The sequence below is a fragment of the Pseudoxanthomonas sacheonensis genome (assembly GCF_031455975.1).
Classification (GTDB): domain Bacteria; phylum Pseudomonadota; class Gammaproteobacteria; order Xanthomonadales; family Xanthomonadaceae; genus Pseudoxanthomonas_A; species Pseudoxanthomonas_A sacheonensis_A.
In genome coordinates this window covers 481,171-490,144 of sequence record NZ_JAVDTT010000003.1, presented here as the reverse complement: position 1 = coordinate 490,144, position 8,974 = coordinate 481,171, and the positions used below count along the sequence as shown (strand labels likewise).

18 protein-coding genes and 1 pseudogene are annotated in these 8,974 nt (G+C 61.9%); all 19 read left to right on the top strand.

Going from position 1 to position 8,974, the window contains the following annotated elements:
- A pseudogene (locus J2W94_RS14580) lies at positions 1-321 on the top strand (hypothetical protein); the annotation flags it as partial.
- A gap of 605 nt (positions 322-926) precedes the next feature.
- The gene (rpsJ, locus tag J2W94_RS14575; protein ID WP_036212661.1) at positions 927-1,238 is read left to right on the top strand and encodes a 30S ribosomal protein S10; all 312 of its coding nucleotides are present in this window, start codon (positions 927-929) and stop codon (positions 1,236-1,238) included.
- 10 nt (positions 1,239-1,248) lie between these two features.
- Positions 1,249-1,902 carry a 50S ribosomal protein L3 gene (rplC, locus tag J2W94_RS14570; protein WP_093289946.1) on the top strand — a complete coding sequence of 218 codons (654 nt, stop codon included), beginning with the start codon at positions 1,249-1,251 and terminating at the stop codon, positions 1,900-1,902.
- A gap of 12 nt (positions 1,903-1,914) precedes the next feature.
- The gene (gene rplD / locus J2W94_RS14565; RefSeq protein WP_310094853.1) at positions 1,915-2,520 is read left to right on the top strand and encodes a 50S ribosomal protein L4; all 606 of its coding nucleotides are present in this window, start codon (positions 1,915-1,917) and stop codon (positions 2,518-2,520) included.
- A complete protein-coding gene (gene rplW, locus J2W94_RS14560; protein WP_310094851.1) occupies positions 2,517-2,831 on the top strand; it encodes a 50S ribosomal protein L23 in 315 nt (104 codons plus the stop codon). Before rplD ends, rplW begins: the two co-directional genes overlap by 4 nt.
- Before the next feature lie 10 nt (positions 2,832-2,841).
- Positions 2,842-3,669, top strand: coding sequence for a 50S ribosomal protein L2 (gene rplB, locus J2W94_RS14555; RefSeq protein WP_310094848.1), 828 nt, complete (start codon positions 2,842-2,844; stop codon positions 3,667-3,669).
- 6 nt (positions 3,670-3,675) lie between these two features.
- Positions 3,676-3,954, top strand: coding sequence for a 30S ribosomal protein S19 (gene rpsS, locus J2W94_RS14550; protein ID WP_093289950.1), 279 nt, complete (start codon positions 3,676-3,678; stop codon positions 3,952-3,954).
- A gap of 10 nt (positions 3,955-3,964) precedes the next feature.
- Positions 3,965-4,300 carry a 50S ribosomal protein L22 gene (gene rplV / locus J2W94_RS14545; protein WP_093289951.1) on the top strand — a complete coding sequence of 112 codons (336 nt, stop codon included), beginning with the start codon at positions 3,965-3,967 and terminating at the stop codon, positions 4,298-4,300.
- A gap of 18 nt (positions 4,301-4,318) precedes the next feature.
- Complete coding sequence (gene rpsC / locus J2W94_RS14540) at positions 4,319-5,038, top strand: 30S ribosomal protein S3 (protein ID WP_310094842.1); 720 nt, start codon at positions 4,319-4,321, stop codon at positions 5,036-5,038.
- 6 nt (positions 5,039-5,044) lie between these two features.
- Positions 5,045-5,458 (top strand): 50S ribosomal protein L16, encoded by a 414-nt coding sequence (gene rplP, locus J2W94_RS14535; RefSeq protein WP_093289953.1) that lies wholly within the window; start codon positions 5,045-5,047, stop codon positions 5,456-5,458.
- Positions 5,458-5,643, top strand: coding sequence for a 50S ribosomal protein L29 (gene rpmC, locus J2W94_RS14530; RefSeq protein ID WP_162315256.1), 186 nt, complete (start codon positions 5,458-5,460; stop codon positions 5,641-5,643). The genes rplP and rpmC overlap by 1 nt, the downstream gene beginning before the upstream one ends.
- 11 nt (positions 5,644-5,654) lie before the next feature.
- A complete protein-coding gene (gene rpsQ / locus J2W94_RS14525; protein ID WP_093289955.1) occupies positions 5,655-5,921 on the top strand; it encodes a 30S ribosomal protein S17 in 267 nt (88 codons plus the stop codon).
- A gap of 16 nt (positions 5,922-5,937) precedes the next feature.
- Positions 5,938-6,306: a 50S ribosomal protein L14 gene (gene rplN, locus J2W94_RS14520; protein ID WP_042614221.1), complete on the top strand. Its 369-nt coding sequence runs from the start codon at positions 5,938-5,940 to the stop codon at positions 6,304-6,306.
- A gap of 15 nt (positions 6,307-6,321) precedes the next feature.
- Positions 6,322-6,636 carry a 50S ribosomal protein L24 gene (rplX, locus tag J2W94_RS14515; protein ID WP_093289956.1) on the top strand — a complete coding sequence of 105 codons (315 nt, stop codon included), beginning with the start codon at positions 6,322-6,324 and terminating at the stop codon, positions 6,634-6,636.
- Between the two features lie 11 nt (positions 6,637-6,647).
- Complete coding sequence (rplE, locus tag J2W94_RS14510; protein WP_310094834.1) at positions 6,648-7,190, top strand: 50S ribosomal protein L5; 543 nt, start codon at positions 6,648-6,650, stop codon at positions 7,188-7,190.
- A 20-nt stretch (positions 7,191-7,210) separates the two neighbouring features.
- On the top strand, positions 7,211-7,516 hold the full coding sequence (rpsN, locus tag J2W94_RS14505; RefSeq protein WP_310094830.1) for a 30S ribosomal protein S14: 306 nt from the start codon (positions 7,211-7,213) through the stop codon (positions 7,514-7,516).
- Positions 7,517-7,579: 63 nt separating this feature from the next.
- The gene (rpsH, locus tag J2W94_RS14500; RefSeq protein ID WP_310094826.1) at positions 7,580-7,975 is read left to right on the top strand and encodes a 30S ribosomal protein S8; all 396 of its coding nucleotides are present in this window, start codon (positions 7,580-7,582) and stop codon (positions 7,973-7,975) included.
- Between the two features lie 12 nt (positions 7,976-7,987).
- Positions 7,988-8,515, top strand: a complete 528-nt coding sequence (gene rplF / locus J2W94_RS14495) for a 50S ribosomal protein L6 (protein ID WP_310094823.1) — start codon at positions 7,988-7,990, stop codon at positions 8,513-8,515.
- Positions 8,516-8,544: 29 nt separating this feature from the next.
- Positions 8,545-8,901: a 50S ribosomal protein L18 gene (rplR, locus tag J2W94_RS14490; RefSeq protein ID WP_310094820.1), complete on the top strand. Its 357-nt coding sequence runs from the start codon at positions 8,545-8,547 to the stop codon at positions 8,899-8,901.
- Positions 8,902-8,974: the final 73 nt, after the last annotated feature.

The following is an 8,974-nucleotide window of genomic DNA, read 5'->3' as shown; positions in this document are numbered from 1 at the left end:
CGCGGCCAGGTGCTGTGCAAGCCGGGTTCGATCAAGCCGCACACCGAGTTCGAGGCCGAGGTCTATGTCCTGTCCAAGGACGAAGGCGGCCGTCACACCCCGTTCTTCAAGGGTTACCGTCCGCAGTTCTACTTCCGGACCACCGACATCACCGGCGCCGTTGAGCTGCCGGAAGGCGTGGAGATGGTGATGCCGGGCGACAACGTGAAGATGGTGGTGACGCTGATCAACCCGGTGGCGATGGACGAAGGCCTGCGTTTTGCGATCCGCGAAGGCGGCCGTACGGTCGGCGCCGGCGTGGTGGCGAAGATCATCAAGTGACGCCCTGACCCGGTTGGGCCGTGGCCCAACCGGCTTTGTCAGGTCGTCATCCCCGCGAAAGCGGGGATCCAGACCGACGGATTGGCCCGTAGCCGCTTAGCGGCCACGGTTTTGCCAAAACCGTCATCCCCGGGTGCTCTTGTCGGGGATCCATGGTCTCAGCGGGACAAAGAAGCAGCGTCATCCCTGCGAACGCGGGGATCCACAAATAAGCCGCCGAGATGCTGGCAAAGCTCCAAAACTAAGTGTATTATTCGCGCCCGGCTTTCAGGCCGGGCGTGTTGTTGCAGTATCCGCCAGCGCCTCCTGGGAGGTCGCCGGCTACCGCGAAAAGAGGTGCAGGAAGCGCCTCGTGTTCGCCAGACAAGGAAATGTCGCGTGATTGCCAGAATTGGCGCCCCCGCTATTGACGGGGTGATTCACGCGTCTTATACTTTTCTGTCTGGGCGGGCCGGTTTACCGGGCCGCCTAGCTTTTCAGGACGAATCCCCACATTGCGGTCGCGGGTTCCAGCAGCGGCTAGCGGGGAAATAACCAGCAAGATTAACCGGGGCAAGGCATCCCAGAGGCCGCGCCCGTCGCTCTTTTAACCAAGGAACACCGTCATGGCGGACCAAAAGATCCGGATCCGGCTCAAAGCGTACGATCATCGCCTGATCGACCGTTCGGCCAGCGAGATCGTAGAAACGGCCAAGCGGACCGGCGCGCAAGTGCGCGGCCCGATCCCGCTGCCCACCAAGATCGAGCGCTACACCATCCTTACCTCGCCGCACGTCGATAAAGACGCGCGTGACCAGTACGAGACCCGCACGCACAAGCGCGTGCTCGATATCGTCGACCCCAACGACAAGACCGTGGACGCGCTGATGAAGCTCGAACTGGCTGCCGGCGTCGACGTCCAGATCAAGCTGACCTGAGGCCACTGACATGACCGCGAAGAAATATTCGTTGGGTCTGGTCGGCCGCAAGGCTGGCATGACCCGGGTGTTCACCGAAGATGGCAAGTCCATCCCGGTCACCCTGATCGAAGCAACTCCGAACCGCATCACCCAGCTCAAGACCCCCGAAACCGACGGCTACAGCGCCGTGCAGGTGGTGGTGGGGACGCGCCGTGCCGCGCTGATCAACAAGCCGGCAGCCGGTCACCTGGCCAAGGCCAAGGTCGAAGGCGGCCGTGGCTTGTGGGAACTGCGCGTCGAAGACGACAAGCTGGGCGACTTCACCGTCGGCGGCGAAATCAAGGCCGACATCTTCGAAGTGGGCCAGAAGGTCGACGTCCAGGGCGTGACCAAGGGCAAAGGCTTCCAAGGCACCATCAAGCGTTGGAACTTCACCATGGGTGACGCCACCCACGGTAACTCGTTGTCGCATCGCCAGCCGGGTTCGCTCGGTCAGCGCCAGACACCGGGCCGCGTGTTTCCGGGCAAGAAGATGTCCGGACACATGGGTGCAGTGAACCAGAGCACGCAGAATCTGGAAGTTGTGAAAGTTGATGTCGAGCGCGGACTGATCGCCATTCGTGGCGCAGTGCCGGGTGCCCCGGGTGGCGACGTGATCGTGCGTCCGTCGAGCAAGGGATAAGGGAGAACGATGATGGAACTTGCCATCACAGGCAGCGCCAACAAGTTGTCGGTTTCCGACGAAGTGTTCGGCCGCGAATTCAGTGAAGATCTGGTCCACCAGGTCGTGGTCGCGTACCGCAATGCGGGCCGCGCCGGCACCAAGGCGCAGAAGACGCGCTCGGAAGTCAATGGCACCACCAAGAAGTCCAAGAAGCAGAAGGGTGGCGGTGCACGTCACGGCGCCCTGACCGCTCCGATCTTCGTGGGCGGCGGCAGGACCTTCGCGGCCAAGCCGCGCAGCTTCGAGCAGAAAGTCAACCGCAAGATGTACCGCGCAGCGATGAAGGCCATCCTGTCGGAGCTCAACCGTCAGGGCCGTCTGATGATCGTCGACTCGTTCGACGTCGATTCGGCCAAGACCACCGGTCTGATCGCCAAGCTCAAGGGTCTGGAAGTCGGTCGTCGTCCGCTGATCGTGACCGAAGAGGCTTCCGAGCATCTGTACCTGTCCGCCCGCAATCTTCCCTATGTGGAAGTGCGCGACGTGCAGGGTCTGGACCCGGCCTCGCTGGTCGGCGCCGACACCGTCGTAATCACCGCCGATGCGGTCAAGAAGATCGAGGAGTGGCTGGCATGAGCACGACCGTTAAATTCAGCAAAGAAAAAATCTTCAGCGTGCTGCGCGCTCCTCGGGTTTCCGAGAAGACCGCTCGCCTGCAGGAAGTCTCCAACCAATACGTCTTTGAAATCTCGAGCACCGCCACCAAGGCCGAAGTCAAGGCCGCGGTCGAGCAGTTGTTCGACGTCAAGGTCGAAGGCGTCAACGTGCTGAACGTCAAGGGCAAGAACAAGTCCTTCCGTAACCGCACCGGCAGCCGCGGCAGCTGGCGCAAGGCGTATGTGCGTCTGGCCGAAGGCCAGGCCATCGACGTAACCGCCAAGGCCTGAGGAACATCCCATGCCATTAATGAAATTCAAGCCCACTTCGCCCGGTCGCCGTTCCGCGGTCCGCGTCGTGACGCCCGACCTGCACAAGGGCGCGCCGCATGCGCCGTTGCTCGAGCCGCAAAGCAAGAGCGGTGGCCGTAACCATCACGGCCGCATCACCACCCGTCACATCGGTGGTGGCCACAAGCAGCACTACCGTCTGATCGACTTCAAGCGCGACAAGGTCGGCATCCCCGCCCGCGTCGAGCGCATCGAATACGATCCGAACCGCACCGCACACATCGCGCTGCTTTGCTATGTCGACGGCGAACGCCGTTACATCATCGCGCCGAAGGGTCTGAAGGCGGGCGACCAGGTCATCGCGGGTAGCGATGCCCCGATCCGCGCCGGCAACACCCTGCCGCTGCGCAACATCCCGGTCGGCACCACGGTGCACGCCATTGAGATGAAGCCGGGCAAGGGCGCGCAAATCGCCCGTGCCGCCGGCGCCGGCGTGCAGTTGGTCGCACGCGAGCAAGGTTTCGCCACGCTGCGTCTTCGCTCCGGCGAAATGCGCAAGGTGCAGATCGAGTGCTGCGCGACCATCGGCGAAGTCGGCAACAGCGAGCACAGCCTCGAGAAGCTGGGCAAGGCCGGTGCCAAGCGTTGGCGCGGCATCAAGCCGACCGTTCGCGGCGCGGCCATGAACCCGGTCGATCACCCGCACGGTGGTGGTGAGGCCAAGGCAGGCCAGGGCAACCCGCATCCGGTCACGCCGTGGGGCGTGCCGACCAAGGGTTACAAGACGCGCCATAACAAGCGCACCCAGCAATTCATCGTCCGCGATCGTAGGGGCTAATCGACCATGGCACGTTCACTCAAGAAGGGCCCATTCGTCGACCATCACCTCATCAAGAAGGTGGAGGCCGCCGGTGGCAGCAAGCGTCCGATCAAGACCTGGTCGCGTCGTTCGATGATTCTGCCGGAGATGGTGGGTTTCACCATCGCCGTGCACAACGGCAAGAACCATATCCCGGTGCTGGTCAACGAGAACATGGTCGGCCACAAACTCGGCGAATTCGCCGTCACCCGTACCTTCAAGGGTCACGGTGGCGACAAGAAAGCCGCGCCGGGCAAGCGTTAAGGAGATGACCATGGAAGCTAAAGCCATCCTGCGCACCGCGCGCATCTCCGCACAGAAAGCCCGCCTGGTCGCCGACCAGGTGCGCGGTCTGTCAGCCGAACGCGCCGTCAACCTGCTGAAGTTCTCGGACAAGAAAGCGGCGCACATGATCAAGAAAGTGGTTGAGTCGGCGATCGCCAATGCCGAGAACAACCAGGGCGCCGATGTCGACGAACTGAAGATCGTGACCATCATGGTCGACGAAGGTCCGTCGCTGAAGCGTTTCATGGCGCGGGCCAAGGGCCGCGGCACCCGTATCCTCAAGCGCACCAGCCACATCACTGTGGTTGTGGGCGCAGGCAAGTAAAGGCGGAAGGAAAAAACGATGGGTCATAAAGTTCATCCGATCGGGTTCCGCCTGGGCATCGCCAAGGACTGGAACTCCAAGTGGTTCGCCAAGAAGGGCCTGTATGCCGAGTATCTGGCTGCCGACCTCAAGGTGCGCGAAATGCTGCGCAAGAAGCTGGCGCAGGCAGGTATCTCCAAGATCCTGATCGAGCGTCCGAACAACACCGCACGCGTGACCATCCACACCGCCCGTCCGGGCGTGGTGATCGGCAAGCGCGGTGAGGACATCGAGAAGCTGCGTAAGGAAGTGAGCGACCTGATGGGCGTCCCGGCGCACATCAACGTCACCGAAGTGCGCAAGCCGGAACTGGACGCGCAGCTCGTTGCCGAGTCGATCGCCCAGCAGCTCGAGCGCCGCATCATGTTCCGTCGCGCGATGAAGCGCGCCGTCGGCAACGCGATCCGCCTTGGCGCCCTGGGCATCAAGGTCAACGTCGCCGGCCGTTTGAACGGTGCGGAAATCGCCCGTTCGGAGTGGTACCGCGAAGGTCGCGTGCCGCTGCACACGCTGCGCGCCGACATCGACTACGGTTTTGCCGAGGCGAAGACCACCTACGGCATCATCGGAATCAAAGTGTGGGTTTACAAGGGTGAAGTGTTCGACTTCTCCCAGATTGGCCAGGAAAAGCAGGACGAAGCGCGCCCCGAGCGCAGCGAACGTCCGTCGCGTCCGGCCCGTGACCGTGACGCGAGGTAATCGGCCATGTTGCAACCAAAACGTACCAAGTACCGCAAGCAGCACAAGGGCCGCAACGACGGCCTGAGCTGGAGCGGCAATCTCGTCAGTTTCGGCGAGTACGGCCTGAAGGCCACCGCGCACGGCCAATTGACCGCGCGCCAGATCGAGGCCGCGCGCCGTTCCATCAGTCGTTACGTCAAGCGTGGCGGCAAGATGTGGATCCGCGTGTTCCCCGACAAGCCCATCACCAAGAAGCCGATCGAGGTCCGCATGGGCTCCGGTAAGGGCAACGTGGAATACTGGGTGGCGCAGATCCAGCCGGGCCGCATGATTTATGAAATCGAAGGCGTCACCGAAGAAATCGCACGCGAGGCGTTCCGCCTGGCTGCGGCCAAGCTGTCCGTGACCACCACTTTCGTTACCCGGACGGTGCGCTAATGGAACTCAAACAACTCCGTGAGAAGTCGGCCGACCAGCTGAACGAACATCTGACCGACCTGCGCAAGGAGCAGTTCTCCCTGCGCATGCAACAGGTCACCGGTCAGCTGCCTAAGACCCATGAAACCCGGCGGGTTCGTCGCGAGATCGCTCGCGTCAAGACCCTGCTCGGCAGCAAGAAGTAAGGACCGCCGTGATGAGCGACAACAAAGAAAAATCGCAGCGCACGGTCGAAGGCCGTGTCGTGAGCAACAAGATGGACAAGACCGTCACCGTGCTGGTGGAGCGTCAGGTCAAGCATGCGCTGTATGGCAAGTACATCCGCCGTTCCAGCAAGCTGCACGCCCACGACGCCGACAACGCCTGCAACGAAGGCGACGTGGTGCGCGTGGTCGAAATCGCCCCGCTGTCCAAGACCAAGAACTGGCGCGTGGTGGAAATCGTCACCCGTGCGGCCGTCTAACAAGGAAACCTGAATCATGATCCAGATGCAGAGCTACCTTGACGCGGCCGACAACTCCGGCGCCAAGGAACTGATGTGTATCAAAGTGCTGGGCGGCTCCAAGCGCCGCTACGCGCACATTGGCGACATCATCAAGGTGACCGTCAAGGACGCCATCCCGCGTGGCAAAGTCAAGAAAGGCGAAGTCTACGACGCCGTCGTGGTACGTACCCGCAAGGGTGTGCGCCGTCCCGATGGTTCGCTGATCCGCTTCGACGGCAACGCCGCCGTATTGCTCAACAACAAGCAGGAACCGATCGGTACCCGCATCTTCGGGCCAGTGACCCGCGAGCTGCGTTCCGAGAAGTTCATGAAGATTGTTTCGCTCGCGCCTGAAGTGCTCTGAGCCGAGGACATATATATGAACCGTATCAAGAAGGGCGACCAGGTGGTCGTCATCGCCGGCAAGGACAAGGGCAAGCGTGGTGACGTAGTGCGTGTGGACGGCGATCGCGTGATCGTGTCCAACGTCAATATCATCAAGCGCCACACCAAGCCGAATCCGCAGGCGGGTGTCGCCGGCGGCGTGGTCGAGCGTGAAGCTTCGATGCACATCTCCAATATCGCGCTGTTCAACCCGGCTTCCGGCAAGGGCGAGCGTATCGGTTTCAAGGTGCTGGAGGATGGACGCAAATTGCGTGTGTTCCGCTCCAGCGGTGAGGCGCTCGACGCCTAAGGAATGAAGTCATGACCACCCGTCTCGAAAAGTTCTACAAGGAACAGGTTGTTCCCAGCCTGACCGAGAAATTCGGCTACTCCAATCCGATGGAAGTGCCGAAGATCACCAAGATCACCATCAATATGGGCGTGGGCGAAGCCGCGACCAATAAGAAGATCCTGGAAAACGCGGTCGCCGACCTGGCCAAGATCACCGGCCAGAAGCCGATCACGACCAAGTCGCGCGTTTCGGTGGCGTCGTTCAAGATCCGCGACGGCTGGCCGATCGGTTGCAAGGTCACCCTGCGCCGCGCGCGGATGTACGAATTCTTCGATCGCCTGGTCAACGTCTCGCTGCCGCGCGTGCGCGACTTCCGCGGCGTGTCCGGCCGCTCGTTCGACGGCCGTGGCAACTACAACATGGGCGTGAAGGAACAGATCATCTTTCCGGAAATCGACTTCGACCAGGTCGACGCGATCCGCGGCATGGATATCGCCATCACCACCACCGCCAAGACCGACGCCGAAGCAAAGGCGCTGCTCGAAGCTTTCAAATTCCCGTTCCGCAACTGATTCGCAAGGAAACCTGAGCAATGGCAAAGACCTCAATGGTTAACCGCGATCTGAAGCGGGCCAAACTGTCCAAGAAGTACGCCGCCAAGCGCGAAGCGCTGAAGAAGACCATCTCCAGCCAGAGCGCGTCGTACGAAGAAAAGATGGAAGCCGTGACCAAGCTGCAGAAGCTGCCGCGCGATTCGTCGCCGAGCCGCGAACGCAACCGTTGCGCACTGTCCGGCCGCTCGCGCGGCGTCTACAGCAAGTTCGGCCTGGGCCGCAACATGCTGCGCAAGGCGACAATGAACGGCGACGTTCCCGGCCTGCGCAAGGCCAGCTGGTAAAATTCAACCAACCTAAGATTTTCGCGAAAGCGGATATCGGTGCTACTCAAAGGGTAATACGCAATGAGCATGACTGATCCCATCGCCGACATGCTGGTCCGCATCAAGAATGCGGCCGCTGTAGGCAAGCCGACGGTGAAGATGCCGTCCTCCAACATCAAGGTCGCCATCGCCGGCGTGCTGAAGGCCGAAGGCTATATCGCCGATTCGCGCGTCAACACCGTCGACAACAAGCCGCAGCTTGAGATCGTGCTGAAGTACTTCGAAGGCAAGCCGGTGATCGAGCGCCTGACCCGCGTTTCGCGTTCGGGCCTGCGCAAGTACAGCGGCAAGGCCGACCTGCCCAAGGTGCTCGACGGCCTGGGCGTCGCCATCATTTCCACCTCCAAGGGCATCATGACCGACTCGCAGGCGCGCCAGCATGGCGTCGGCGGTGAAGTCCTGTGCTTCGTGGCTTAAGGGAGTAAACGTATGTCCCGTGTAGCCAAACTGCCGATCACCCTGCCCAAGGGCGTCGAATTCAACAACCAGACCGACACGCTGAGCGTCAAGGGCCCGAAGGGCACGCTGTCGCTGATCAAGCCGTCGGGCGTCGAGATCAAAGTGGAAGACGGCAGCCTCAACCTGTCGCCGACCACTCCTGCCGATGACGCGATCACCGGCACCATCCGCGCGATCCTGGCCAACATGGTCAAGGGCGTTTCGGAAGGCTTCGAGCGCAAGCTTGAGCTGGTGGGCGTCGGTTACCGCGCCGCCATGGCTGGCAAGGATCTGAACTTGTCGCTGGGTTTTTCGCACCCGGTGCTGTTCAAGACCCCCGAAGGCATCACCATTTCCACCCCCACCCAGACCGAAATCCTGGTGCAGGGCTCGGACAAGCAGCGCGTCGGTGAAGTGGCCGCCAAGATTCGCGGTTTCCGTCCGCCGGAGCCTTACAAGGGCAAGGGCGTGAAGTACTCCGACGAAGTCATCATTCGCAAGGAAGCCAAGAAGGCCTAAGGCCTATCCGCTTCCCAAGGATCAAGATCATGAGCATCAAGAACACCGCCCGTCTCCGTCGCGCCAAGAGCACCCGCGCCCACATCCGTGTGCTCGGCGTGCCCCGCCTGTCGGTGCTGCGCACTGGCCAGCACTTGTACGCGCAGCTGTTCAGCGCCGACGGCTCCAAGGTCATCGCCGCCGCCAACACGCTGCAGGCCGATGTGAAAGAAGGCCTGAAGAACGGCAAGAACAGCGACGCCGCCGCCCGCGTGGGCAAGGTCATCGCCGAGCGCGCCGTGGCCGCCGGCATCCTGAAGATCGCCTTCGACCGTTCCGGCTACCGCTACCACGGCCGCATCAAGGCCCTGGCCGATGCGGCCCGCGAAGCCGGTCTGCAGTTCTGATTGACGCACGCATATTGAAACAGGTGGGGCCCGTCCCCACGCTTTAACCCGCCGTCAGGGGATTCTGCCGGAC

What these genes read in the sequence shown, in the direction of transcription:
- rplE (WP_310094834.1), top strand. Translation starts at nt 6,648, where the DNA reads ATGACCACCCGTCTCGAAAAGTTCTACAAGGAACAGGTTGTTCCCAGC.
- rpsN (WP_310094830.1), top strand. Translation starts at nt 7,211, where the DNA reads ATGGCAAAGACCTCAATGGTTAACCGCGATCTGAAGCGGGCCAAACTG.
- rplF (WP_310094823.1), top strand. Translation starts at nt 7,988, where the DNA reads ATGTCCCGTGTAGCCAAACTGCCGATCACCCTGCCCAAGGGCGTCGAA.
- rpsQ (WP_093289955.1), top strand. Translation starts at nt 5,655, where the DNA reads ATGAGCGACAACAAAGAAAAATCGCAGCGCACGGTCGAAGGCCGTGTC.
- rplC (WP_093289946.1), top strand. Translation starts at nt 1,249, where the DNA reads ATGACCGCGAAGAAATATTCGTTGGGTCTGGTCGGCCGCAAGGCTGGC.
- rplB (WP_310094848.1), top strand. Translation starts at nt 2,842, where the DNA reads ATGCCATTAATGAAATTCAAGCCCACTTCGCCCGGTCGCCGTTCCGCG.
- rplP (WP_093289953.1), top strand. Translation starts at nt 5,045, where the DNA reads ATGTTGCAACCAAAACGTACCAAGTACCGCAAGCAGCACAAGGGCCGC.
- rplX (WP_093289956.1), top strand. Translation starts at nt 6,322, where the DNA reads ATGAACCGTATCAAGAAGGGCGACCAGGTGGTCGTCATCGCCGGCAAG.
- rplR (WP_310094820.1), top strand. Translation starts at nt 8,545, where the DNA reads ATGAGCATCAAGAACACCGCCCGTCTCCGTCGCGCCAAGAGCACCCGC.
- rpsC (WP_310094842.1), top strand. Translation starts at nt 4,319, where the DNA reads ATGGGTCATAAAGTTCATCCGATCGGGTTCCGCCTGGGCATCGCCAAG.
- rpsJ (WP_036212661.1), top strand. Translation starts at nt 927, where the DNA reads ATGGCGGACCAAAAGATCCGGATCCGGCTCAAAGCGTACGATCATCGC.
- rpmC (WP_162315256.1), top strand. Translation starts at nt 5,458, where the DNA reads ATGGAACTCAAACAACTCCGTGAGAAGTCGGCCGACCAGCTGAACGAA.
- rpsH (WP_310094826.1), top strand. Translation starts at nt 7,580, where the DNA reads ATGAGCATGACTGATCCCATCGCCGACATGCTGGTCCGCATCAAGAAT.
- rplD (WP_310094853.1), top strand. Translation starts at nt 1,915, where the DNA reads ATGGAACTTGCCATCACAGGCAGCGCCAACAAGTTGTCGGTTTCCGAC.
- rpsS (WP_093289950.1), top strand. Translation starts at nt 3,676, where the DNA reads ATGGCACGTTCACTCAAGAAGGGCCCATTCGTCGACCATCACCTCATC.
- rplV (WP_093289951.1), top strand. Translation starts at nt 3,965, where the DNA reads ATGGAAGCTAAAGCCATCCTGCGCACCGCGCGCATCTCCGCACAGAAA.
- rplN (WP_042614221.1), top strand. Translation starts at nt 5,938, where the DNA reads ATGATCCAGATGCAGAGCTACCTTGACGCGGCCGACAACTCCGGCGCC.
- rplW (WP_310094851.1), top strand. Translation starts at nt 2,517, where the DNA reads ATGAGCACGACCGTTAAATTCAGCAAAGAAAAAATCTTCAGCGTGCTG.